General features: G+C 39.0%; 28 protein-coding genes and 2 riboswitches. Of the genes, 25 read left to right on the top strand and 3 right to left on the bottom strand.

Annotation, left to right across the window (positions count from 1 at the left end):
* Positions 1-21: 21 nt before the first annotated feature.
* The 12 genes from ACNQFZ_RS02435 to ACNQFZ_RS02380 all read left to right on the top strand — a co-directional run bounded on the left by ACNQFZ_RS02435 (position 22) and on the right by ACNQFZ_RS02380 (position 10,761).
* Positions 22-1,086: a hydrogenase small subunit gene (locus ACNQFZ_RS02435; RefSeq protein ID WP_458413775.1), complete on the top strand. Its 1,065-nt coding sequence runs from the start codon at positions 22-24 to the stop codon at positions 1,084-1,086.
* Between the two features lie 23 nt (positions 1,087-1,109).
* Complete coding sequence (locus tag ACNQFZ_RS02430) at positions 1,110-2,825, top strand: nickel-dependent hydrogenase large subunit (protein ID WP_458413774.1); 1,716 nt, start codon at positions 1,110-1,112, stop codon at positions 2,823-2,825.
* Between the two features lie 39 nt (positions 2,826-2,864).
* Positions 2,865-3,593, top strand: a complete 729-nt coding sequence (gene cybH / locus ACNQFZ_RS02425; RefSeq protein ID WP_458415283.1) for a Ni/Fe-hydrogenase, b-type cytochrome subunit — start codon at positions 2,865-2,867, stop codon at positions 3,591-3,593.
* Positions 3,565-4,053 (top strand): HyaD/HybD family hydrogenase maturation endopeptidase, encoded by a 489-nt coding sequence (locus ACNQFZ_RS02420; protein WP_458413773.1) that lies wholly within the window; start codon positions 3,565-3,567, stop codon positions 4,051-4,053. The genes cybH and ACNQFZ_RS02420 overlap by 29 nt, the downstream gene beginning before the upstream one ends.
* 1 nt (position 4,054) lies before the next feature.
* Complete coding sequence (locus ACNQFZ_RS02415) at positions 4,055-4,471, top strand: Rieske (2Fe-2S) protein (RefSeq protein WP_458413772.1); 417 nt, start codon at positions 4,055-4,057, stop codon at positions 4,469-4,471.
* A 35-nt stretch (positions 4,472-4,506) separates the two neighbouring features.
* Positions 4,507-4,857: a hydrogenase maturation nickel metallochaperone HypA/HybF gene (locus ACNQFZ_RS02410; protein WP_458413771.1), complete on the top strand. Its 351-nt coding sequence runs from the start codon at positions 4,507-4,509 to the stop codon at positions 4,855-4,857.
* A 12-nt stretch (positions 4,858-4,869) separates the two neighbouring features.
* Positions 4,870-5,532, top strand: coding sequence for a hydrogenase nickel incorporation protein HypB (hypB, locus tag ACNQFZ_RS02405; protein ID WP_458413770.1), 663 nt, complete (start codon positions 4,870-4,872; stop codon positions 5,530-5,532).
* Complete coding sequence (gene hypF, locus ACNQFZ_RS02400) at positions 5,514-7,817, top strand: carbamoyltransferase HypF (protein WP_458413769.1); 2,304 nt, start codon at positions 5,514-5,516, stop codon at positions 7,815-7,817. Before hypB ends, hypF begins: the two co-directional genes overlap by 19 nt.
* A gap of 14 nt (positions 7,818-7,831) precedes the next feature.
* A complete protein-coding gene (locus ACNQFZ_RS02395; protein ID WP_458413768.1) occupies positions 7,832-8,056 on the top strand; it encodes a HypC/HybG/HupF family hydrogenase formation chaperone in 225 nt (74 codons plus the stop codon).
* Positions 8,040-9,149 carry a hydrogenase formation protein HypD gene (gene hypD / locus ACNQFZ_RS02390; protein ID WP_458413767.1) on the top strand — a complete coding sequence of 370 codons (1,110 nt, stop codon included), beginning with the start codon at positions 8,040-8,042 and terminating at the stop codon, positions 9,147-9,149. The genes ACNQFZ_RS02395 and hypD overlap by 17 nt, the downstream gene beginning before the upstream one ends.
* 4 nt (positions 9,150-9,153) lie before the next feature.
* Positions 9,154-10,161 (top strand): hydrogenase expression/formation protein HypE, encoded by a 1,008-nt coding sequence (gene hypE, locus ACNQFZ_RS02385; protein WP_458413766.1) that lies wholly within the window; start codon positions 9,154-9,156, stop codon positions 10,159-10,161.
* A gap of 91 nt (positions 10,162-10,252) precedes the next feature.
* Positions 10,253-10,357: riboswitch (SAM riboswitch) on the top strand.
* 77 nt (positions 10,358-10,434) lie between these two features.
* Positions 10,435-10,761: a hypothetical protein gene (locus tag ACNQFZ_RS02380; protein WP_458413765.1), complete on the top strand. Its 327-nt coding sequence runs from the start codon at positions 10,435-10,437 to the stop codon at positions 10,759-10,761.
* A gap of 58 nt (positions 10,762-10,819) precedes the next feature.
* Here the strand turns inward: ACNQFZ_RS02380 and ACNQFZ_RS02375 are convergent, their stop codons facing one another.
* Positions 10,820-11,029: a hypothetical protein gene (locus ACNQFZ_RS02375; RefSeq protein WP_458413764.1), complete on the bottom strand. Its 210-nt coding sequence runs from the start codon at positions 11,027-11,029 to the stop codon at positions 10,820-10,822.
* Between the two features lie 271 nt (positions 11,030-11,300).
* A riboswitch (FMN riboswitch) is annotated at positions 11,301-11,434 on the top strand.
* A 145-nt stretch (positions 11,435-11,579) separates the two neighbouring features.
* Here ACNQFZ_RS02375 and ACNQFZ_RS02370 point away from each other — a divergent pair.
* Together ACNQFZ_RS02370 and ACNQFZ_RS02365 are read left to right on the top strand one after the other, a co-directional pair.
* On the top strand, positions 11,580-12,167 hold the full coding sequence (locus tag ACNQFZ_RS02370; RefSeq protein ID WP_458413763.1) for an ECF transporter S component: 588 nt from the start codon (positions 11,580-11,582) through the stop codon (positions 12,165-12,167).
* A gap of 294 nt (positions 12,168-12,461) precedes the next feature.
* Complete coding sequence (locus ACNQFZ_RS02365; protein WP_458413762.1) at positions 12,462-13,517, top strand: multicopper oxidase domain-containing protein; 1,056 nt, start codon at positions 12,462-12,464, stop codon at positions 13,515-13,517.
* 60 nt (positions 13,518-13,577) lie between these two features.
* Here the strand turns inward: ACNQFZ_RS02365 and ACNQFZ_RS02360 are convergent, their stop codons facing one another.
* On the bottom strand, positions 13,578-14,087 hold the full coding sequence (locus tag ACNQFZ_RS02360; RefSeq protein ID WP_458413761.1) for an OsmC family protein: 510 nt from the start codon (positions 14,085-14,087) through the stop codon (positions 13,578-13,580).
* Positions 14,088-14,332: 245 nt separating this feature from the next.
* Between ACNQFZ_RS02360 and ACNQFZ_RS02355 the strand changes: the two genes are divergently transcribed.
* Together ACNQFZ_RS02355 and ACNQFZ_RS02350 are read left to right on the top strand one after the other, a co-directional pair.
* Positions 14,333-15,541, top strand: coding sequence for an alanyl-tRNA editing protein (locus tag ACNQFZ_RS02355; protein ID WP_458413760.1), 1,209 nt, complete (start codon positions 14,333-14,335; stop codon positions 15,539-15,541).
* Between the two features lie 103 nt (positions 15,542-15,644).
* Positions 15,645-16,178, top strand: coding sequence for a cysteine hydrolase family protein (locus ACNQFZ_RS02350; protein ID WP_458413759.1), 534 nt, complete (start codon positions 15,645-15,647; stop codon positions 16,176-16,178).
* Between the two features lie 45 nt (positions 16,179-16,223).
* Here the strand turns inward: ACNQFZ_RS02350 and ACNQFZ_RS02345 are convergent, their stop codons facing one another.
* Positions 16,224-16,442, bottom strand: coding sequence for a YgaP family membrane protein (locus ACNQFZ_RS02345; RefSeq protein ID WP_458413758.1), 219 nt, complete (start codon positions 16,440-16,442; stop codon positions 16,224-16,226).
* A gap of 152 nt (positions 16,443-16,594) precedes the next feature.
* Between ACNQFZ_RS02345 and ACNQFZ_RS02340 the strand changes: the two genes are divergently transcribed.
* The 9 genes from ACNQFZ_RS02340 to ACNQFZ_RS02300 all read left to right on the top strand — a co-directional run bounded on the left by ACNQFZ_RS02340 (position 16,595) and on the right by ACNQFZ_RS02300 (position 24,993).
* Complete coding sequence (locus tag ACNQFZ_RS02340; protein WP_458413757.1) at positions 16,595-17,932, top strand: sigma-54 interaction domain-containing protein; 1,338 nt, start codon at positions 16,595-16,597, stop codon at positions 17,930-17,932.
* A 192-nt stretch (positions 17,933-18,124) separates the two neighbouring features.
* On the top strand, positions 18,125-18,889 hold the full coding sequence (locus ACNQFZ_RS02335) for an enoyl-CoA hydratase/isomerase family protein (protein ID WP_458413756.1): 765 nt from the start codon (positions 18,125-18,127) through the stop codon (positions 18,887-18,889).
* Between the two features lie 12 nt (positions 18,890-18,901).
* Entirely contained in the window at positions 18,902-19,750 is an 849-nt protein-coding gene (locus tag ACNQFZ_RS02330; RefSeq protein WP_458413755.1) for a 3-hydroxybutyryl-CoA dehydrogenase, read from the top strand.
* Positions 19,751-19,774: 24 nt separating this feature from the next.
* Positions 19,775-21,343, top strand: a complete 1,569-nt coding sequence (locus ACNQFZ_RS02325; RefSeq protein WP_458413754.1) for a long-chain-fatty-acid--CoA ligase — start codon at positions 19,775-19,777, stop codon at positions 21,341-21,343.
* A gap of 17 nt (positions 21,344-21,360) precedes the next feature.
* A complete protein-coding gene (locus ACNQFZ_RS02320; RefSeq protein WP_458413753.1) occupies positions 21,361-22,518 on the top strand; it encodes an acyl-CoA dehydrogenase family protein in 1,158 nt (385 codons plus the stop codon).
* A complete protein-coding gene (locus ACNQFZ_RS02315; RefSeq protein ID WP_458413752.1) occupies positions 22,508-23,233 on the top strand; it encodes an alpha/beta fold hydrolase in 726 nt (241 codons plus the stop codon). The genes ACNQFZ_RS02320 and ACNQFZ_RS02315 overlap by 11 nt, the downstream gene beginning before the upstream one ends.
* 218 nt (positions 23,234-23,451) lie before the next feature.
* On the top strand, positions 23,452-23,829 hold the full coding sequence (locus ACNQFZ_RS02310) for an SET domain-containing protein (RefSeq protein ID WP_458413751.1): 378 nt from the start codon (positions 23,452-23,454) through the stop codon (positions 23,827-23,829).
* Between the two features lie 20 nt (positions 23,830-23,849).
* Positions 23,850-24,059, top strand: coding sequence for a hypothetical protein (locus ACNQFZ_RS02305; protein WP_458413750.1), 210 nt, complete (start codon positions 23,850-23,852; stop codon positions 24,057-24,059).
* Between the two features lie 364 nt (positions 24,060-24,423).
* Entirely contained in the window at positions 24,424-24,993 is a 570-nt protein-coding gene (locus ACNQFZ_RS02300; protein ID WP_458413749.1) for a dihydrofolate reductase family protein, read from the top strand.
* Positions 24,994-25,004 lie beyond the last annotated feature (11 nt).

The following is a 25,004-nucleotide window of genomic DNA, read 5'->3' as shown; positions in this document are numbered from 1 at the left end:
TAAGTGGGAAGGAGATCGCTTATGAATGAAAGAAAATCCATCTTTGAAACTGCGTTGGAACGAGGTATTTCACGTCGCAATTTTTTAAAGATGTGTACAGCGCTGGCTGCAACAATGGGCTTAGACTTTTCAAAAACAGACCATGTTGTAAAAGCAATGGAAACCAAGAAAAGAGTGCCGGTTATTTGGTTGCAATTTCAGGATTGCACAGGCTGCTCCGAGTCGTTTATCCGATCAACGCACCCTACAGTTGAAAGCGTTTTACTAGATATGGTTTCACTGGAATATACCGAACTTTTATCAGTGGCTTCAGGACATCAAGCGGAAGCTGCACGTAAGTATGTTATGGAACATTATGCCGGTGAGTATGTTCTTTGCGTGGAAGGAAGTGTGCCAGGAGAAGATTATTATTGTACAGTCGGTGGACAGCCCGCCAAAGAGGCTTTAATCGAAACGGCAAAAGGTGCCATGGCTGTTATTACTTACGGAAGCTGTTCTTCATGGGGCGGCATCCCTGCTGCACATCCCAATCCAACAAAGGCGGTACCGGTAAATCAAATTATTAAAAACAAGCCTGTTATCTTAGTGCCTGGTTGCCCTCCAATTGCGGAAGTGATGACCGGCGTCATTGCCCATTTGATTACTTTTGGCACAGTGCCGGAACTTGACCATTTTGGTAGGCCAAAAGCATTTTATCGTCATCGAATCCATGATAAATGTAATCGCCGTGCCTATTTTGACGCTGGTTTATTTGCAGAATCCTTTGATGACGAGGGAGCCAAGCAAGGGTATTGTTTATATAAAGTTGGCTGTAAAGGACCAACAACGTATAATTCCTGCGCTGAAATGCGGTGGAATGGCGGTGTCAGTTACCCTATTCAATCCGGCAACCCATGTATTGGCTGTTCAGAGAAAAATTTCTGGGATAATGGCCCATTTTTTGAGCGTCGTGCTGAAGTTCCAGGAGGCCAAACAACGTTTAATCCGGAAAAAGCCGGTGTATATGCTGCAGGTGCAACAGTTCTTGGCGTGGCTGCTCATGCCACAGCTACCGCATTTATGAAAAAGAAGGAAGAAAAAGAATAAGCTGGATTTAGAGGTGAAAAAACATGGCAGAACGTATTGTAGTCGATCCGGTAACTCGTATAGAGGGTCACCTGAGGATTGAAGCTGATATAAATAACGGCGTAATTGAAAGAGCGTACAGCTCAGGAACAGCAGTACGCGGAATAGAATTAATTGTTAAAGACCGAGATCCCCGAGATGTTTGGGCATTTGTACAGCGCATTTGCGGAGTTTGTACAACAACACATGCTTTGGCATCGATACGTTCAGTAGAAGATGCTTTAGATATAACAATTCCTAAAAATGCTCATTTAATTCGAAATATCATGAACGAGGCAGTTTTTATCCATGATCATGTCGTGCATTTTTACCATTTACATGCCCTTGATTGGGTGGATGTCGTTAGCGCCTTAAGCGCCGATCCAAATGAAACGAGCCGTATTGCCCAATCCATTTCTGATTGGCCCAAGTCTTCGCCGGGCTACTTTAAAGAAATTAAAGAAAAGATACAAAAGATTGTGGATAGTGGTCAACTGGGCATTTTCGCAAATGGGTACTGGGGACATCCCGAATATAAACTTCCGCCAGAGGTAAATTTATTGGCAGTTGCCCATTATTTAGAAGCATTGGACTGGCAGAAGGAGATTGTTAAATTACATACCATTTTTGGGGGCAAAAACCCGCATCCTCACTATGTTGTGGGCGGAATGGCCACTCCAATCGATATCAATAGCGACAACGGCATCCATGCAGAACGCTTAATGCACGTTTCGCAATTAATTGATCAAGCCAATGAATTTGTAAACAAGGTATATATCCCGGATTTATTGGCAATCGGTTCCTACTATAAGGGTTGGCTGTATGGGGGAGGTTTAAATAGCTACCTGTCATACGGTGACTTCGCAACCGGGGACATTCACGATGTTGACACGTATCGTATGCCGCGGGGAGTTATTTTAAATGGCGACTTATCGAAGGTTCTGGATATTGATTTAACTGACCCCGAGGAAGTAAAGGAATTTATTGATCACTCATGGTATTCCTATGATGGCCAGTCAAATGGTGGGAAACATCCATGGGAGGGTGAAACAACATTACATTACACTGGACCTAAAGCTCCTTTCGCTAATTTAAATACAAATGAAAAGTATAGCTGGATTAAGACTCCGCGTTGGAAGGAAGAACCATTGGAAACTGGTCCATTGGCACGTATGATCATTGGTTATGCCAAAGGGCAAAAAGAGATTGTGGCAATCGTTGACTCGACATTAGCGAAATTGGGTGTGGGAATTGAGGCTCTTCAGTCAGCACTTGGTAGAACAATAGCGCGTGGGTTGGAATCTATCCTAATTGGAAAATGGATGAGAAAGGATATGGATCAACTATTAGCCAACATCAAAAATGGTGACCAGGTTACTTTTGACCGTTCAAATTGGGAGCCAAAAACATGGCCGAAGCTGACAAAAGGAGTCGGTTGGGTTGAAGCGCCTCGCGGTTCGCTTGGACATTGGGTTGTAGTAGAGAACGAAAAGGTAAAAAGTTACCAGGCCGTTGTTCCCACAACGTGGAATGCGTCTCCAATAGATGGCAACGGAAAAATAGGAGCATATGAAGCCTCTTTAGCTGGAACGCCGATTCATGATCCGGAGCAGCCGTTGGAAATTATCAGGATTGTCCATTCCTTTGACCCATGCCTTGCCTGTGCAGTTCATTTAACAGATTTAGAAAACAATAAGTCTACCGAAATTAAATTAGGATAAAAGGGGGTTCAACTGATGATTCGCCCTTCAAACGAAGTGATGCACTCGGATGTTTTAAGAGACTTTGAAAAGAGAAAGAGCCATATTTATGTTTGGCAGGCCCCGGTCCGCATCTTTCATTGGATTAATGCGGCGTCTATTATCATTTTAATGGTAACTGGCCTTTATATTGGCAGGCCATTCGTTAGCGCACCCATCCCTGAAGAAGCCTCATACAATTTCGTAATGGGCTGGATTCGAATCGTGCACTTTGTTACAGCGTTTATTTTTACAATTAATTTATTTGTTCGGTGGTATTGGGTTTTTGCAGGGAATAAGTATGCAACATCAAATCTACTAAAAAAAGATTTTTGGACTGGTGTAAAAGAGACGACAAAGTATTATTTATTCTTGCCAAATAAGAAACAGCATTATGTCGGTCATAACCCGTTAGCCCAATTAAGCTATTGGATTTTTATCGGGGTTGGTTCAATCATTGTTATATTTACGGGTTATTATATGCTATTTGAGCCGCAGCCTGAATCGTCTTTAGGACAATTATTCAGTTGGGTTCCATCCGTATTTGGCAATAGTTTTGCAATTCGCTCTTGGCATCATCTTGCAGCATGGGGTTTTATGATCTTTATGATTGTTCATATATATATGTCATTCCGTGAGGATTGGTTGCAAAAGAATGGAACATTATCATCTATTTTCACTGGGTATAAGTATGAACAAGAACATATTGAAGGTGAAAAAATTGACAAATCTGAAAAACAAGCAAACTAATAAAATCACAATACTTGGAATCGGCAACACCCTCTATTCTGATGAGGGTGTTGGCATTCATGTGTTGCCCTTGCTAAGAAAAGCCTTTGCCAACTTTGAAAATGTGGAAATTATTGAAGGGGCTACAGATGGTATGCGCCTTCTAGGACCGGTGGAAGAAGCAGAGTATCTACTAATAATCGATGCCATTAATGCCGGGAAAGAGGGAGGAACCATAATAACAATTAGAAACGATGACATACCTCAGTATTTTGGAGTCAAAATGTCCATTCATCAGTTAGGCTTTCAAGAGGTATTATTTGCATCAAGAATTCGCAACAAACTACCAATTGAAATGGTAATGATTGGCGTCCAACCGGAGTCCTTGGCGTTGGGGGTTGAGCTGACCCAAACGGTGCAAGATGCTTTGCCAAACTTAGTACATTCAGTTGAGGAACAAGTAAAAATGTGGTGCATCTAAAATGGATCGCTTAGGTTTTCTCTCTTATATGAAAAATAGCATCTTCAACACAGTAAAGGAAATTAGTGCTCCTTTTATAGAGGAAGATTTACAAAAGGTTGATCAATGGATAGACAATTTGGCAGGTATTAAGTGGATTCCAGCCGAAGGCCAAAAGTTGGATGAAGGAGTTGATTGTAAAGACTTATATATTGCCAACAAACATCTCCTATCTTTTTTTAATGGCCAAGAGGTTCGCATCTATGAAAAGCAGTGCCAAAAATGTAATACCATCGTCAATTGGATCAGTTATGATAAAACTTTAAAATGTTTTCAATGCGGCTCATCTTTCAAAGTAAAGGATAGGCAAGGCGATTTATCATTAAAAGAATACAAAGCAAAATGCGAAAATGGCATTTGGTATATTGGTATTCTCTAAATTTTCTGGTCATTACTAGTATGGGGAAGATACATATGCATGAAATAGCTTTAATGGGTGATATTTTAAAAATTGTTGGTTTAAACGCAAACAAGCAAAATATCCGAAAGGTGAAGAAGGTAAATTTAATTGTTGGCGATTTGAGCAATGCTTTGCCGGATGCACTGGAGATGGCCTTCGATATTTATAAAAGGCAAGGTGTTGATTTTTTGGATGAACACTCTGAATTATTAATCACAAGGGAAGAGGCGAAAGCGGTTTGCACCATTTGTGAAACGGAATATGTACCGGACCAGAGGATTGCGGTTTGTCCTGAATGTCATATACCTACAGGCAAATTGATTTCAGGTGAAACATTTAAAGTTGATTCTTTTGAAGGAGATTAGGAGGTTAGTATTATGAAAGTTTCTTTAGGAGAAGATGTACTAGTAGACAATAATACCGCTGCAGCTTTTAACAGGGAACAATTTTTAAAAAATAAAATTCTTGTCATAAACTTAATGAGCTCACCTGGCGCTGGTAAAACAACACTGTTGCAGAAAACGGTGGATCGTCTATCCGGAGAGTTTCGCGTCGCTGTTATCGAAGGTGATCTGGCTACTGATATTGATGCCAACCGAATTCGCGAGGCTGGGGCGCAGGCTGTTCAAATTAATACCGGTGGAGGTTGTCATTTAGATGCCAGAATGATAGCCAAAACTTTACCACAATTTAATTTAGAGAAGATTGATATTTTGTTTATTGAAAATGTTGGAAACCTCGTTTGCCCATCCGGCTATGATTTAGGTCAAAATCATAAAATAGCCATATTAAGTGTTCCAGAAGGCAATGACAAGATTCCAAAATATCCGGTAATGTTCCGCCGTACCGAGATGGCCATTTTAAATAAGATTGATCTTCTGCCCTATTTGGATTTTGATGTTGAACAAGCTATTGAAGACTTAAAAGGAATAAACCCTGATTCTAGTCTCATGATGGTTTCCTCGAAAACCGATGAGGGGATAGATCAATGGATTAATTGGATTAGGAGTGCATATCAAGAATGCCAAAGGCAATCTTAGTCAGAGTAAAAGGGCGGGTGCAAGGTGTTGGATTCCGCCCCTATGTCTACAAACTAGCAAAAAAATATGAGTTGAAGGGCACTGTTCAAAATAATATGGATGGCGTGCATATGCAGCTCGAAGGCGGAGAGAATGTATTGCAATGTATGCTAGATGAGTTGGAAAATAATGCTCCACGCATAAGTAGAATCGATTCTATAGAAGTGGAGGATATCCCTTATTCATGTTTTGAAGATTTTACAATTATTCCAAGTGAACGAACCGGCACGTCTTCCCTAGTGATTCCTGTCGATGCCTCGGTTTGTGATGATTGCTTGAAAGAAATGCGTGATTCCAGTAATTATCGGTATCAATATCCGTTTATTAATTGTACCCAATGTGGGCCTCGTTACACGATTATTGATGAATTGCCATATGATCGTCCGTATACAGTCATGCGTGAATTTGAAATGTGCGATAAATGCCGAAAAGAATATGAAGATCCTACAAACCGCAGACATCACGCCCAGCCAATTGCATGTCCAGATTGTGGACCAAAGATTGCCCTTTATTCCATATTTGGAGTGAAGGAAGCAACAGAGTACGCTGCTATTCAGCTGGCAAGAGAGCACTTAAAAGCTGGGAAAATAATAGCGATAAAAGGGATTGGCGGTTATCATCTTGCTTGTGATGCAACGAATCAGGAGGCGATTCAGGAATTAAGAAAGCGAAAAACGAGGCCACAGAAACCATTAGCCATTATGGCAGGCAACTTAACACTTGTGCAAACAATTTGTGAGGTTGATTCACTTGAAGAAAAGGCTTTGACCTCAACGGAAGCACCAATTGTTGTGCTCCAGCAAAAGAAACCTCATCGCTTGCCGAAGGCATTGGCTCCTGGAATAAATACGCTTGGCATTATGCTCCCGTATACGCCCCTTCACCACTTATTATTTGATGAAAGCCAATTGGGCTATTTAGTGGTGACAAGTGCTAATCCGTCTGGAATGCCGATGCTCTATAAAGAGGAGGAAGCTTTTAGTTATTTGCGTGATATTGCTGACTATATTTTGACAGGAAATCGCGAGATTAAGCACCCTATCGATGATTCAGTAGTACAAGTGATTGATAGTCAAATTACATTTTTACGACGAGCCAGAGGGTTTGTTCCCGATCCAATTTTCACGAAAAATGATCATCATGGTGTTCTAGCACTAGGGCCTCAACAAAAAAATACGTTTGCAATTGGAAGGAAACAGGAGATTTTTGTAGGACCGCATATAGGGGACATGAATCATTACAATATGCTTGAACATTTTACCCAGGAATTAAACCATCTTCTTAAATGGATGGGACCATTTGAAAACTACGTAATAGCCGTTGATCAGCATCCTGGATATACTGTTCGCGAATTATTGGATCATTTACATTCCACTAGGGTAGTAGAGGTTCAGCACCATCATGCCCATCATGTTTCTTGCATGGTAGAAAACGAAGTGGATGAATGTTGCTTTGGGATTATCCTTGATGGAACAGGATATGGCGATGATGGAAACCTTTGGGGCTTTGAGATACTTTACGGTAACGCTGAAAGATATAAACGTTTAGCCCATTTGCGATATTCACCGCTTCCAGGTGGAGAAAAAGCAATTAAAGAGCCTTGGCGAATCGCGGTGGGGATGCTGGTCGATCACTTTGGATTACATGGAAAAAGGATGTCGGAACAGCTTTTCCCTGAAAAAATATATGAAATTGGAATTATTCACAACATGGTTGAAAAAAATCTCAATAGCCCTCTGGCAGGGTCATGCGGCCGTCTTTTTGATGCAGTAAGCGCCATACTTGGAGTTTGCACAACCACTACTTATGATGGAGAGGCTGCCATTAAGCTGTCCGAGCAATTGGGAGGAACGTCTTCCCTATGTCAAGAAAGCTATCATTATCAACTCAATAAAGTTGGAGAACTTCTAGAGATTGATTTTTCCATATGTTTATTAGAAATTGTTGATGATTATAGAAAAGGCCGTGAAAAAAAGGAGATTATCCAAGCCTTTCATGAAACTATTGTAAATGCTTGTGTGGAGTGTATCGTAACAATTTGTAGTCAGTTTCCGGAGGACCACCGTAAGGTTGTTTTTTCCGGCGGTAGTTTTCATAATCCATTTTTGGCAACAAAAATGAAGAGATTGCTAGAAATGAAGGGTTTTCAGGTCTATACTCACAAACAAGTACCATGTAATGATGGGGGTCTTTCCTTAGGCCAGCTCAAGATTGCCTGGGCTCAATCAACTAAATCATGGAAGTGAAAGGGGATTTTCAGATGTGTGTAGGTGTGCCCGCTAAAGTAATTGAAAAACAAGAGTATACAGCTGTCGTTGATGTAATGGGCTCACAAATGACGGTTGGAATCATATTTGTGCCGGACGTTCAGATTGGTGATTTTGTTGTAGTTCATTCTGGACAAGCGATGTCAGTGATCGATGAAAAATATGCAAAAGAAAGCATGGAGGAATGGAGGAAGCTTGCGGATGCTAGAGATGCTTGAACAACTATCCAACCCCGACATTAGTAAAAGACTTTTAGAAAAAACGAAACAACATGCAATTACTTTTGCAGAAAAATTTGGTCATAAACCGGCCTTCATGGAGGTTTGTGGATCACACACGATGGCATTGGCCCGAACAGGAATTAAAAGGGCTCTTCAAGATGAGGTAAAACTAATTTCCGGTCCTGGCTGCCCTGTCTGTGTCACCGATCAAAAATCAATTGATGCTATGATTGAGCTGGCGAATGGGGAAAATCGCATCATCTGTACTTTTGGTGATATGATTCGCGTTCCTGGAACAAATGGATCCTTAATGGAAGCTAAAACGGAAGGTGCGGATATTCGCATTATCTATTCTCCCTCTGATGCTGTTCGAATTGCAGAAGAAAATCCAACCAAAGAGGTTATCTTCTTAGGTGTTGGTTTTGAAACGACGATCCCTATCTTAGGTGTGGCTTTAATGACCGCCCATGAAAAAGGGGTTAAAAACTTTTCAATGTGGATCACAACAAAGCTTGTAGAGCCTGTGCTTCGCACTTTGCTGGACGCGGGTGAAGTAAAAGTAGATGGTTTTATATTGCCAGGCCACGTTTCTATTGTCTTAGGTAGAAAGGGTTATCAATATTTGGTTGACGAATATAAAATACCTGGTGTCATCACAGCCTTTGAGTCTGTTGAACTAGTAAGCGGCATTTATCAGCTGATCGATATATTGCTCGAAGAGCGCGTCGATATTATTAATAATTATAAAAGAATTATTACCGATGAAGGCAATGCTGTTACGCAAAAAATATTGCAAACGTATTTTACACCATGTGATGAGGCATGGCGTGGATTGGGAGTCATCCCAAAAAGCGGTTTGGATATTAATGATGCCTACGCCCATTTAAATGCGAAATATAGATTTGATGTTAAAGTAGGTGAACCTAAAAAGACAAAGTGTCGATGCGGTGAAATTATTAGCGGTTTAGTTGAACCGGAGGATTGTAAGTTGTTTGGCAAGGCATGTACACCAGCTAATCCAATTGGACCATGCATGGTATCTAGTGAAGGTAGTTGTGCTGCCCATTACCAATACATGAGAGAGGTGTGAAGCCATGAGTGACAGGATTAGTTTAGCACATGGTGATGGTGGTGAATTAGCTCATAAGCTAATTCAGGATGTATTTGTAAAGAACTTTGGACATCAAAAGGAAGCTCAATTAGATGCAGCTCCAATTTCCCTTAAACATGGTGAAATAGCCTTTACAACTGACAGCTTTGTAGTTAGACCGATTTTTTTCCCAGGAGGGAATATAGGCAAGCTTGCTGTTGCCGGAACTGTGAACGACTTGGCTGTAACAGGCGCAAAACCTGAATACTTAACAGCTGCCTTTATCATTGAAGAGGGGTTTCCTATTAATGAATTAAAATCCATAGTGGAATCAATGTTTAAAGAAGCAAAAAAGGCCGGGGTTCGGATTGTTGCGGGTGATACGAAGGTTGTTGAACGTGGAAGTGCTGACGGGCTTTACATTAATACAACTGGACTTGGTATTTTTGAATCTGAAAAAAACAGGATGAAGCCTCAATCCATAAACGAGGGCGATTCCGTTATTGTAAGTGGTACCATTGGCGACCACGGGATTGCAATCTTAAGTGCTCGCGGCGACCTTGGTATCCGGACTGATCTTATAAGTGATTGCGCATCTCTTAATCTTATGATACAGGATGTTTTGAACGTTTCCAATCACGTTAAAATGATGAGAGACCCTACGCGAGGAGGTTTGGCAACTACGCTGGTTGAAATATGTGAGGATTTTCATATCACAATGGGGATTGAAGAGAAATTACTGCCAATAAAAAAACAAGTACACGGCGCCTCTGATATACTAGGCTTTGACCCTCTTTACTTAGCAAATGAGGGAAAAATAATTTTGATAGTTGCAAAAGAGGATGAAGAAAAGATCTTGCATACTTTAAGGCAACATGGTGAAGGAAAGGCTGCCTGTGTGATTGGATCCGTTATTTCAAAGGGAAAAGGACAGCTCTTGTTAAACACCCCCATCGGAACTAAAAGAAGGTTAAATAGGTTAGTAGGAATGCAGCTGCCAAGAATTTGTTAACCATCGTATTTCACTTTTTTGAGATTATTAATAAACTTATTGACAATTCCGACTAACTTGATTAGAATAAAAATAAATTAATACGAAAAATTTCTTATCCAGAGAGGTGTAGGGACTGGCCCGATGAAACCTCAGCAACCAACATGTAGATGTATGGTGCTAATTCCAGCAAAGCTTCGGCTTTGAACGATAAGAAAAGGCCCTTTTTTATACATATAAAAAATCCTTTTCTTATGAAGGATTTTTTTTCGTATACGGAAGGGGAAAATAGAAATGAGTAAAAATGTAGTATTAGAGGTAAATGATTTATTGGATTTATATTTATTGGCTAAAAATCTTGGTGACGAAGCATGGCAGCAGGAAGTTTTAGAAGAGCTACGGAACTTTAATCCTACTGAAATTAAGAATAAGAAAGAAATAAGCAGTCTTTGGAAGCAATATAAAACAATTAATGATCGTATTTTAAAAATTCACCAACAATTGCGTGTGGAGCCGAATAATAGTACATGCCTGGATAAAATTTTCGAATTAAAAGAAAAGCGCAATTGGTTATATCTTCAAATTCAGACGAAACAAAAGCAAACCTGTCAAGTTGCTTAATTAAAAATAGCACCGTATCTCTAAAGAGGTAGGGTGCTATTTCTTTTTTTGAGAAAAATTAGCATTTTTCCTTCATGCTAGCCATCATGCTCATCATAGATGTCATCATTTCATCGCATTTTTGCATTTTCATCATCATTTGATCCATGTCCATGCCCATCATGTCCATATCACTCATCATTTCCATCATCATTTTCATGCAATTCATTTCAGACATCATTTTTTCCATTGAAGTCATCATCATCATATTCATGCACATTTTTTCCATTTCAAAAACCTCCATTTTTATAATTATATTAGAAAATAAATTATGTACACTCGAATCAAGTGGACAACCCTAAATTTTCTAATTTTCATTGTACTTTAAGAATTGCCTACTTTCAAATTATATTTGGTAGCGAAGGCCTATTATTTACTTCGAATAATGTATAGGAGTGTTAGTTAGTCAGATCATGTAGTTTTTTGATGGGAAATAATTGGGCAAAATCATTGTAAATGTTATACAAGTACTGGTATAATTGTATTAAATTAAAAAATCGATCAATCTTCAGGGCAGGGTGAGATTCCCGACCGGCGGTATGGAAATAACGATTTCTAAGCCCGCGAGCCGTTATAGGCATGATTTGGTGAGATTCCAAAGCCGACAGTATAGTCTGGATGGGAGAAGATGAGTACAGCGTTTTGCCAATTTTTTAATTGAACAAACGTTTATTTGCCTATATAAATGTACCTTTCTCCCACTCGAATGCTATTTGAGTGGGTTTTTATATGGGCAAAATCTCTTCTGTTGGTTCGGTCGAGGAAAAGGGAGAGAAAAAATGATTAAAAGTAGTCAAAAAATTCGTCAAACAGTAACCGTGTCAGTATTAGCGAGTATTGCTTATTTACTGATGATGCTCAATTTTCCATTACCGGGGTTGCCACCATTTTTGAAAATTGATTTTAGTGAAATACCGGCATTAATCGCAGCCATCGTCTTTGGTCCAGTGGCTGGCATTACTGTTGAAGCCATTAAAAATATATTGCATTACCTTATTGAAGGTGCGATGACAGGAGTTCCTGTTGATCAAACAGCAAATTTTGTAGCGGGATTATTGTTTATTTTACCTACTTATTTTGTTTACAAAAAAATTCGCTCTACCAAAGGATTAACAATTGGCCTGATTGTAGGTACTGTCACGATGACAGTCATGATGAGTATTCTTAACTATTTCCTCATCTTACCGGCGTATACATTCTTCCTACATTCACCGGCGATGACAAGCGCGGAAGCAAAGGGATTAATTGTAGCGGGAATTATGCCTTTTAATCTAATCAAAGGAATCGTTGCTACATTATTATTCATCGTGCTTTTCTCAAAGCTAAAACCGTGGTTAAAAAGTTATGAAAAACGTGTAGCTGCATAACTCTATATCAAAAAAACAGGCGGACTCTAAACTAAGGGTCCGCCTGTTTTTCCCTTCACAATTTGAACAAATTTTATTCATAGATTCGACACACTAACACTATGGTAATGTTATTTATGCATGCTACAATGTAAATGTAGTAAGAAACAATAGCACTATAAAAACAGTAGAAACCATAACTGTATTGTTAGAAGTGTAATAATGCGTATAGTAATGGAAATCAAATTATAGTAACCAAAAATTTTTTATTATTATTGTGAAATACTTCACAAATAAAATTATGAGGTGATTGAAATGTTAAAGGGCAAAAAATTCGCAATACCAGTTGTAGTAAGTGCATCATTATTATTAGCGGCATGCGGAGCAAACGAGCCTGCAAAAACTGTAGCCCCACCTCCACAACCTAAAGCAGAAGCAGCAGCTCAAGTAATTGCACCGCATAAAGATGTAAACCAAGCGCCAACACCATTAAAAATGCAGCGTATAGGCGAGCATGAAGTGAATGTAGAAATGACAGCGCAAATTACGGATATTGAGATAGATAAAGGAAAAATGTATAAAGCTTGGACTTTTAACGGACAAGCACCTGGTCCTGTAGTAGTTGTGAATGAAGGCGATACAATTAATTTTACACTAAAAAATATGGACCCTGCTATCCCGCACAGCATGGATTTCCATGCCGTACACACAGCACCATCTAAAAACTTTATCGATGTAATGCCGGGTAAGGATGGTAAATTTACTTATAAAGCTACGAACCCCGGAGTATTCATGTACCACTGTGGCACAAAGCCGGTGTTGGAGCATATTGCAAACGGCATGCATGGTACCATTATCGTAAAACCTAAAAATGGCTATCCAACTGATAACCAAGTGGACCGTGAGTTTGTCATTGTTCAAAATGAGTGGTACAAATATAATGATCTAGATGATATGAGCAATGGAGTACCAAGCCATGTTGTATTCTCTACAAAAGCCTTAAAAGAAGGCCAGCCAAATACAAATGGTGATACATTCACACTAAAAGAACATCCATTATTAGCTAAAGTAGGCGATCGTGTAAGATTGTATGTAGAAAACGTTGGTCCAAATGAAGTAAGTTCTTTCCACGTCGTTGGTACAGTATTTGATGATGTCTATCTTGATGGCAATCCTGCCAACCATTTGAAAGGTATGCAAACGGTTCTGCTACCTGCAAGCGGTGGTGCAGTAGTTGAATTTACAGTAACCGAAGAGGGCAGTTACTCTATTGTAACGCATCAATTTAACGATGTTCAAAAAGGAGCTGCAGCTGTTTTGAAAGTTACAAAGGATGGCAAAGATGATGGTTCTGCAGTTATGTCACACTAATGATAGTATAGGAGAACAAAATCAGGTGAAAGCTCTATATCACCTGATTTTTTTATTCTATTAATTTTTAACATTATGTAAAACATCAACAGGAGTAGGGTTTTCAATCGTTTGCTTAACTACACAATAACGCTCAGTTAGCTTCAACAATGTGGCCACCTTATCTTCAGGAGCATCTGTATCTAAATCAAAGTTAAGTCGAATCTGTGAAAAGCCCACTGGAGCTTCTTTAGAAACCCCTAATGTTCCTCTGAAATCAAGATCTCCTTCCGCGCTAATTGTAGCACCTCTTAGTTCGATTTCAAGAGCGGTTGCTACTGCTTGAAGAGTGACTCCTGCGCAAGCGACTAAAGCATCTAGTAGCATATTACCGGAGCATGCTGCCATGCCATTTCCACCTGTAGCTGGATGTAGGCCAGCTTCTACTAAAGCTTTCCCAGTTTCTACACGACAAGTAAGTCCTTCACCAATCGTTCCTGTTGCATGTAACGTAACAATAGCCGACTCGGGATTTTCACGATACTTCTCCTTGAGAGGAGCTTGAAGATTACGCAATTCTTCGCTATTCATTGCAATTTCCCCCATATTCTATTTAGTAGTAGGTAAATCCAAATGTACGTACACCTATATGTGCACTTGGCTTTGACATAAATAATACCATATTTTTCATTATATTGTCTAAATAATAGTTATATTCCGAATATTATTCTCTGGTAGGGCATAACTGCATAGACATAAAGACCAGTTTTAAACTTTTTTAAAGTGAAGGGAATACATGTTATAGTAATAAAAGAATGCTGACAATGGAGTGATGAATGATGACGACCGAAAAATTATATTATCAAGATCAATACATACGTTCATTTTCCGGGAAAATTCAAAAATACGACAAGGGAGAAAATGGCCGCTTTTATGTTGTTTTAGATCAAACGGCTTTTTATCCAACCGGCGGTGGCCAGCCCCACGATACAGGGACACTGAATGGCATCCAAGTGATTGACGTGGAGGAATTGGACGGGGAGATTCGCCACTATCTAGAACAGCCGATTGTGGCAACTGGTGATTGTGTCGGTGAAATAGACTGGGAGCGGCGCTTTGACCATATGCAGCAGCATGCAGGCCAGCATATTTTATCAGCCGCCTTTGATAACATCTTCCACTATAAAACAGTAAGTTTTCATTTAGGAAAAGAAATTTGTACGATTGACCTTGAGACGACGAATCTTACAGAGGAAGAAGCAAGCCAAGCTGAAAAAACGGCCAACACCATGATCCTTGAGAATCGCCCAATGGAAGCGAGGTGGGTTTCTGAAAACGAGCTTGCCCATTACTCCTTACGTAAAGGGTTGTCCGTATCTGAAAATATTCGCTTAGTAATTGTCCCTGAGTATGATTATAACGGCTGTGGCGGGACCCATCCTGCCTCAACTGGACAAGTAGGTGCGGTGAAAATTCTGCATTGGGAAAAAGACAAGAAAAATATTCGGGTTTCCTTCGTTTGCGGTAACAGAGTCCTCGAGCAGCTTCATGAAAAACACCAGGTGGTACAGAGCCTGATGGCGATTTTAAGTTCCCCACAGGAACAACTGATGGATGCAGCAAAGCGGGTTTTGCAACAGACAAAGGACCTTGAAAAAACAATTGACGATCTAAAAACGCAACTCATTGAGTATGAAGCAAACAAGCTTATGGACCAAGCACAAGGCAGCGAAAATAAAAGACTTGTGAAAGCGATTTTTACAAACCGCCCAATGTCTGAGCTGCAACAGTTAGGGAAATATATTGCAGCAAATGCCAGCAATACCATCGTGCTACTTGTAAATGAAAACGAAGAAAAGTTTCAAATCGTTTGCGCAAAAAGCAAGGATTTGCCTAATAATATGAATCAATTGTTAAAGCAAATCCTACCAACAATCAATGGAAAAGGCGGAGGCAGTGATTCCGTAGCACAAGGTGGAGGAGACAAAACCGTTTCCGCAGAGGAATTAATGACAAAGCTAATGGACCTTGTAAACACAATTTAAAAAAGCATAAGAAATCATGTGAGGTCTCTCTTCACATGATTTTTTTATTTGATACAAATTTTTATAACTATTATATAATAAGATTTTACAAGGGGGAATTGAAATGGAGAAAAGAAAAAATGCTTTGCTTGTGGTCGATGTACAATTTGGCCCAATGTGGAATACTTATAGAAAAGAAGAAACAATGTCTCTGATTTCAAATTTAATTGAAGCGGCAAAACGCAATAGTGTTCCTGTTATCTATACACAGCATGAAGAACCTGAAGGAGGCTTATTGACAAGAGGATCTCAGTTCTGGCAATTTCAACAAGGAATCTCACCACAGGAAGACGACCTTGTTATCCATAAAAGTGCAACAGATGCCTTCTATCAAACTTCACTAAAACAAGAACTGAAAAAGTTAGGCGCTACACACCTTATAGTGGTTGGTGCGAGAACTGAGTATTGTATTGACACTACTTGCCGGGCTGCCGTTTCCCTTGGATTCGATGTCACATTAGTGGAAGACGGCCATACCACTACAGATGCTGCCATACCAGCTAACCTAATTATTGAACATCATAACTTGACTTTAAAAAATACCGGCAATCCCCAAAGAAAAATTAATATAATCCCAGCAGAACAAATTGTGTTTTGATGAAAAAAATCAGGTGAAGTAGTTGCCTCACCTGACTTTTATTCTTCACCTTATGCAGCATTTGTCTTCTTTAATCCCGATTGCTTTTAAAAGTAGTGCCATTGGGCAAAAGCCTGTTAAAGACGAAATGATTAGCATTGCGCCAACAAATCCTGTGAAATATAGCCAATTCGTACTAACCAAAAGGCTTAATAAAACACTAGCTAAAACAAATAAGCCTGCGACCAAATTGATAATCGATCCTTTTGAAGGACATACTTTCATCTGAAAACACCCCCTATAGTATTTTGTAATATTTTATTCGACAAAAACCAACAGATTCCTTTTTAAACAGAAAAAATGTTAATCTTTCATAATTTACCTGAATATAATGACTATGGTGTACGTTAAAAAATATGAGGAAATGGGGATATGTAATGTTATTAAATCATTCTCAAATGCTTTCCATATTGGAATCATTGGAAGATCCGATTATTGTTGTTTTAAAGGATAGTACCATTGCATATGTGAACCAAGCCTATTCACGGGCATTTAATGTTCCTTGCAAAAAGATTATTGGTAAAAAGCTTAAGAATATAGAAGCCAAAGCCAGAATTCTAGAAGTTCTTAAAACCGGTAGGCCGTTGCTAAACGATTATAGTTATGTTTACTCCCTAAAGAAGAATGTTTGTGCCAATATAACCCCTCTTGAAGAAAATGGGGAATTGATAGGTGCTGTTACGATTATGAGAGATATAAATGAGATTACGAAATTACAAGAGGAGTTGGAGAAATATAAAAAGTATTCAATACAACTAGAAGGTCAGTTAGACAGAACGAATTTTGTGTTATTGGAAAGCCAAGTTCCCGTCATGCAAAGTGCAGTGAATATTGCTAGGAAAGTAGCGGGTACAGATGTAACCGTCATGTTGTATGGGGAAAGTGGCGTTGGGAAGGAAATTTTTGCAAAGGCCATTCACCAAGCGAGCACAAGGAAGGACAAGCCTTTTATCCCAATCAATATGGCTTCCATTCCAGAAAATTTAGTGGAAAGTGAATTGTTCGGTTATGAAGAAGGTTCCTTTTCAGGCGCAAGGAAAGGGGGCAAAAAAGGTTTAATGGAATTGGCGAATGAGGGAACACTTTTTCTGGACGAGATTGGAGAAATTTCAATAAACGTCCAAGCTAAATTGCTGAGGGTAATCCAGGAAAAGACTTTTCATAGATTGGGAGGTACAAAAAGCTATCCGTTAAACGCTCGTTTAATCTGTGCAACCAATCGAAATTTGTATCAATTGATACAAGAGGGGAAATTTAGAGAAGATTTGTATTATCGCCTAAACGTAGTTCCCATCGAGATTCCACCATTACGAGAACGTCTGCAGGATATTACATATATTGTAAGCAATATTCTAAATTCATTAATAGCGAAATACAACAAACCGGTCACGTTTAATGATGAAATTTACGAAGTCTTTAAGCGATATGACTGGCCTGGAAACATTCGTGAATTAACAAATGTACTGGAAAGAATGATTGCTGTGAGCACGAAATCATATTTAGTGATTGAGGATATTCCGGAAACAATAAAGCAATCAATTCCAAGAAATTCCTCGCCAAGTGATCAGGATCTAAACATCTTTCTTGAATCTACCGAAAAGAAAAAATTAATCGAAGTAATGGAAAATAGTAAAAATCGTACGGAAGCAATAAAAAAGTTGGGGATTAGCAGAAAAACATTTTATACGAAGTTAAAAAAATATGGAATGATCTAGAGCTGGGATATCATCCTAGCTTTTTTTATCCTGTTTCACTTGGGTAACAAAAATACACAAAGGAAACATATTTGTTTCGAAAAGGAAACAATCTTGCTGATAAAAAAATGTTAATCCCACTAAAACAGTAATCTGAGATTTGGCACAATAGTTGCATTATACATTGTGAGCTTTCAAAAGGAGTGAAATAAGATGTCAAAGGTAAACTATTCAGTTGAAAACAAAATTGGTTTTATTTCGATTGATTCACCACCGGTTAATGCGCTGGATAAGGAAGTGTTACAATACTTATCTACAGTATTAGACGATATTAATCAGGATGTGGATGTCGTTATTATTTCAGGTGCGGGAAACAAAGCTTTTGTTGCAGGGGCTGATATAAAAGAGTTTCCTGAACTTCGAAAAGAAGCCGGTGAGGCGCTCTGTCTAAATGGTCAGTCTATTTTTCAAAAAATTGCAGATTTAAAACAACCTGTAATTGCTGCCATTGATGGGTTTACTTTAGGGGGAGGACTAGAACTGGCCTTAGCCTGTGATTTCAGAATTGCAACTTTAAAGTCCCAGTTCGGGTTTCCAGAAGTAAAATTAGGGATTATTCCCGGATATGGTGGAACGCAACGTTTGCCACGATTAATTGGGCCAGGGAAAGCAAAACAGCTTATATTTTCAGGTGAATTTCTAAAGGCGGAAGAGGCGTATCAGATTGGCTTAATAGAAGGTGTCACGGAAGGGGATGTAAATCAGGAAGCCATCAAATGGGCGGGCAAAATCCTCCGGAATGGGCCGATTGCTGTTCAAACTGCAAAACAAGCTGTTAATCAAGGGCTTGAATTTAGCTTGGAAGAAGGGCTGTCACTTGAAGCTAAACTTTTTGGAGATGTTTGTGAAACAAATGATAAAAACGAGGGTGTAACAGCATTTCTTTCAAAAAGAGAACCAAAATTTCAAAAGAATTAGGAGTGGATGAATATGATTAAAAATATCGGTATTGTAGGCTTTGGGACAATGGGGTTTGGAATTACCCAAGCATGTTTGGAGAAAGGATTTAAAGTAATCGCGGTTGAAAAGGATTCAACATTTTTCGAAAGAGGGTTAAATCAATTAGAGAAGAATTGGGATCGGGCTATTAGTAAAGGGAAAATAACAGAAGTAGAAAAGAATGAATATATGAATTCACTAGTAACGACTACAGATTGGAATGAGTTGAAATCTGTAGATTATGTGATTGAAGCAGTTACAGAAAACATTGAGTTAAAGAAAGAGATCTTTAAAAAATTAGATTCGATTGTAAAGCCGGAAACCATTATTGCAAGTAACACATCGGGGTTAAGTATTACGGAAATGGCAAGCGTTGTTTCCAACCCGGAGAGGGTTATGGGCTGCCATTTCTTCAATCCTGTTCCGGTAATGAAACTAGTGGAATTGATAAGAGGATATGATACAAGTCAGGAAACCTATGAAACTTCTAAAAACGTAATGGAATCTCTTGGTAAGGAACCAATTGATGTAAAAGAATCACCGTTATTTGCAGTGAATCGAATACTTGTACCGATGATTAATGAGGCAATCTTTGTCCTCCAGGAAGGGGTGGCAAGTGCCGATGATATTGACAAAGGTATGAAATTAGGTGCAAATCATCCGATTGGACCTCTTGCGTTGGCCGATTTAATTGGACTTGATACTTTATTGTTTGTTCAGGATTCATTGTTTGAAGAAACGCAGGATTCCAAATATCGTGCTGCCCCATTATTACGAAAACTGGTTCGTGCTGGACACCTTGGAAGGAAAACAGGAAAGGGCTTTTATGAATATCGTTAATTTTTAGATTAGGGGGGTGTAAGGATGACATTAACAGTTGGGCATTTACTTGAGTGGTCAGTTGCAAATTATCCGAATAAGGTAGCTCTCGTTTACGAAAGAAAAAACCAGCGTTGGACATATAAAGAACTTAATAGGAAAGTGAATCAATTTGCTGCTTCGTTAAAGAGACTTGGTGTTGGGAAAGGCGATGTTGTTTCGACCTTTTTGTATAACACAAGTGAGTTTGTCATTACCCTATTTGCCGCCGCTAAGCTCGGTGCAGTCTTTAATCCAATAAACTATCGCCTTACTTCCCATGAATTGAATTATATTTTGAATGATGCGGGGTCTAAAGTTGTTGTCTATGAGGATATCGTTACGGATACGGTAATAAAAGCGAAGGAACTTCGAGCCAATGTAAAACACTATATTCAGGCGGATCAAAATGCTTTAGCTGATGAATTAAATTTTTATAGTTTGCTGGAGGAGGGCGGCGAGAATTTATTATGGGAAGCCGATGTCACCGAAAATGACATTTATATCATGATGTACACTAGTGGCACAACCGGTAAGCCAAAGGGTGTTCTTCATCGTCATCGCGATATGGTCCACCATAATTTCTTAATGATGCAATGTATGGGACTTACAAAGGATGATATTGGTTTGTCAATCGCACCTTTGAATCATACGGCAGAACTCCATACCTCATTTTTACCAAGAGTGCATGTCGGTGCAACAAATGTATTGTTGCACTCCTTCAACCCAAAAGAAGTGCTTGAAACGATTGGAAAAGAACAGATCACGCATATGTTTGCAGCACCTACGATGGTTAACCTGCTATTAAATGATCGCCATTTTAATGAAGTTGATATCTCCTCTCTACGGTTACTAGGATACGGTGGGGCTTCAATGGCCCCAGTATTGATTAGGGAATTTGAACGGAGAACGCCTGCCAAGTTAGTGCAAATGTATGGTACTACCGAAATGGGACCTGTCATGTCGGTTTTGTTTGCCGATGAGCAATTGAAGAAGGCTGGCTCAGCAGGGAAAGCAATCATGACACACAAGATACGGATTTGTCGCCCAAAAGAGGATGGAAGTCCTACACACCCAGATGATCAATGTGGAGTTGGAGAGGTAGGTGAAGTATTACTTCAGGGCCCTTGTATGATGAAGGAGTATTATAACCGTCCCGATGCAACAGCAAAGGCGCTTGCGTATGGCTGGTATCATACAGGTGATATGGGGTCCTTTGACGAGGATGGATATATATGGATTAATGATCGAATGGATCATATGATCAATTCTGGTGCAGAAAATATTTATCCGCGTGAAGTTGAGGATTATTTACTTGAACATCCAGATGTATTAGAAGTAGCCGTTGTTGGTCAACCGGATGAACGTTGGGGAGAAATCGTCGTTGGGTGTGTGGTCTTAAAACAAGGGAGCCAAATTACTGGTGAGGATTTAGATGAATATTTAATTAAAGAAGGAAAACTAGCAAAGTATAAGCGCCCACGTAAATATAAAATTCTTGAGAATCTTCCTAAGACACCTAGCGGGAAAATTCAAAAATTCATAATAGAAAAAGAACTACAAGAAATGGGATAAATGGGGGGGAATCGTAGATGTATTTCGAATTATCGGAGGAACATTTGGAAATAAAAGAAAACATTCATCGACTTGCCCAAGAAAAAATTCAGCCAAGAGCGATTGAAATCGATGAAGCCGGAGAGTATCCAATTGATATTAAAGATCTTTTGGCTGAGTATGGCTACCTCGGAGCGAATATTCCAGAGGAATATGGTGGCAGTGGTCTTGATTTATTAAGTTTTTGCGTCATTGTTGAAGAGATTGCTAGAGTTTGTGCCTCCTCTTCACAGGTTGCTGTCGTTCAGGAGCTGGGGTCGATGCCTGTTATGATAGGTGGCAGCCATGAGTTGAAAAAACGTTTTTTACCAGACATAGCCAATGGAAAAAAGGTCATCTCCTATGCTTTGACAGAGCCAAATGCCGGTTCAGATGCACAAAGCCTGCAAACGCGTGCTAAAAAAGAAGGGAATCATTATATTATCAATGGGCAAAAAATGTTCATTAGTCATGGGAATGTAGCAGATTGTTATACAGTCTTTGCTAGAACCGACCAGGGGATTTCCGCATTTGTAGTTGAAAGGGATACACCGGGGATAGAGGTAGGAAAACTAGAGAAAAAGATGGGCATCAAAGGTTCTCCTACAGCCCAAATCTATTTTGATCATTGTAAAGTTCCCGAAGAAAATCTGATTGGCAAAGAAGGTGAAGGCTGGTTATTTGCGATGAAGACATTCGATAAATCCAGACCTACAGTCGGCGCACAGGCGCTTGGAATTGCACAGGGTGCATTGGATGTATGTCTAAAGTATGTTCAAGAGAGGGAACAGTTTGGTAAACCCATTTCATCCTTTCAAGCTGTTCAATTTATGCTCGCAGATATGAAAACACAGGTTGAGGCAGCACGTGCTCTTGTTTATCGTGCAGCTGCAAAAGTAAATAACCTTCATTCAACTGGAAAGGATCCCGACATCATTCAGGCAGCTTCGATGGCCAAATTATTTGCATCAGATGTGGCCATGAAGGTGACCACTGACGCTGTCCAATTATTAGGTGGATATGGGTATATCCAGGAGTACTCAGTGGAACGAATGATGCGAGATGCGAAGATAACACAAATCTATGAAGGCACCAATCAAATTCAGCGACTTGTTATTGCAAAAACGATGCTGGGAGGTAAACGAAGTGGCAAATAAGCAAAACATCCCTTTTCTTTTTATACACGGAGCGGGTGGAAGCGCGACAAAGTGGCGTAAAGTTCCCCAATTTTTAAAAGAAGAATCAGCAATCTATCTTGACCTTCCTGGACATGGTCAAGATCGCTCCATTTGTCCATCAACAATAGAAGAATATGCAAGTGTTCTAAGTAAGGATGTTCAAGAGGATGTCATCGTTGTTGGTCATTCAATGGGGGGGCTTATCGGATTGGAGCTGGCAGCCATCAATGAAAATGTAAAAGGACTAATACTAGTTTGCAGTCACTATGAGATGCCTGTACATCCTAGTTTCCTAGAAAAGCTTGCAGAAGGAATTTATCCTTTGAACTTCTTACATGCATCTTACGCTAAGAGCGTTGATCAGGAATTACTGAAAGAGGAATTGGAAGAGCTGGAGCTTTTGTCTATTCGGACTGCACTTTCGGATTTTGAATGCTGCAATAAATATAAGAACGGAACAGAAGTCTTGAATCAATTGAACATCCCGATTTTAGGAATCTATGGTTCAGAGGATCGTCTCATTCCAAATGATGCAAAAGAAAAGCTGTTACTTCAAAAACATGAAGCCACTACAAGAACAATCGAAGCTTCAGGCCACTTTGTCATGCTTGAAAAAGCTAAAGTTTTTACCCAAGAGATTGTGAATTTTAGAGAGGAACTGCAGCGTAACTATCAACAGAATTTTCTCCTTTAACAATAGCATAAAGTAGATTATTTTAAGCATTCGATGCGACATAGCAACGAGTGCTTTTTTTCTTTTTCTTCTTTCAGATATAGATCAATATTTTGTTGCTGACTATCGATTCTGACATCTTGTAAAAAATTATGTAAGATAATAATGTAGAATAATAAAGAGCACTATGTTAATGTTACGCTTAGAAAGAAAATTATAAAAGTAAGCAGGTGAACAACATGATTGAGGTAAAAAAATCTCCACTTAGCGATGGAGAATTCAATAGAGGGGTATTTGCTACATGTGATATCAAAAAAGGAGAGCTAATACATGAAGCTCCTGTAATTTCTTATCCAAACGATCAGCATCAATACATTGAGAAGACCCTACTAGCTGATTACGCTTTTGAGTATGGGATCAATCATACAGCAATCCTTCTTGGTTATGGAATGCTGTTTAACCATTCTTATGAGCCTAATGCCATTTATGAGATTAATTTTAACAATCACACATTTGACTTCTATGCTTTCACAGATATAAAAGCCGGAGATGAGATTCTTATTAATTATAATGGCGATGTTGATGATAAGGAACCATTGTGGTTTGACCAGGACTAAAGATATGGTGGTGATAGAGAATGAATAAACGATGGACCATCGGTCAAATTAAAGAATTTGTTGAGAAAAATTCGGAAAGTAAATTACTCACGACCGAATATCATGGTTTTTCTCAAAAGTTGCAGTTTCAATGTACATGTGGTAACAAATTTGAAAAAACTTTTACGAAATTCAAAAATAATCACCAACGTAAATGTGATGTGTGCCAACCGCCCAAAGCATCACGCTAAAAGTATAATCTTATTTAGCTACCTTTAAGTTGAATAAATCAATAAAAAATGCCATTCTGTTAGGAATGGCATTTTTTATTGGACCGAGGAAAATAGCAATCGCTGTTTTTTGTGCTAAAGTATTAGGTTAATTTAATTGGAATTTTGTGGTAAAATTGTTCGAGGGGGTGGATGTATGCTATCAAATATAGGCGTACCAGGTGTAGTTCTGTTTTTTAACATAGTACTTTGGATTATTGGTCATAAAGAGAATAATAAGTCATTCCTTGATTGTGATTTAGATAATGACAAGTAAGTTACTAAATGAACATACTAGAGTTATATCTGATTTCAAATATCAGTTTTTAACTTAAGGAGGATGAATATGGTCAAATACGAGAGACCAAGAAGAATACTTTTAGATTTAGCAGTTACTTTAGATGGATTTATTGAAGGTCCAAAAAGGGAAGTAGACTGGTGCATTATGGATCCCGATATGAACTTCAATCATTTCTTAAACCAAATAGATACTATTTTATACGGAAGAAAAAGTTATGATTTATGGGGGCAGTATAAACCTGATATTGAAGTTTCTGATACTGAAAAAGAAATTTGGGAATTGGTACATAGTAAAAAGAAATATGTGTTTACAAAAACACAAAAAGAGCCCGAAAATAACGTTACGTTTATAAGTGAAAATATTGAGCAAGAAATAATCAAATTAAAGAATAGGCCGGGTAAGGACATTTGGCTTTATGGTGGGGCAAGTTTAATTACGAGCCTCATAAACTTAGGGCTTGTAGATGAATTTAGATTATCTGTTCACCCTATTATTTTGGGAGAAGGAAAACCCTTGTTTACTGACATTAATCAAAGGGTGAATCTAAAACTGGTTGAAACAAAACAGTTTTCCTCCGGTGTAGTTCAACTATGTTATCATCTTGTTAAGCAGTGATAATAAATCTG

The organism is Schinkia acidoalkalinis (assembly GCF_054301215.1).
This window is presented reverse-complemented; position numbering and strand designations above follow the sequence as displayed.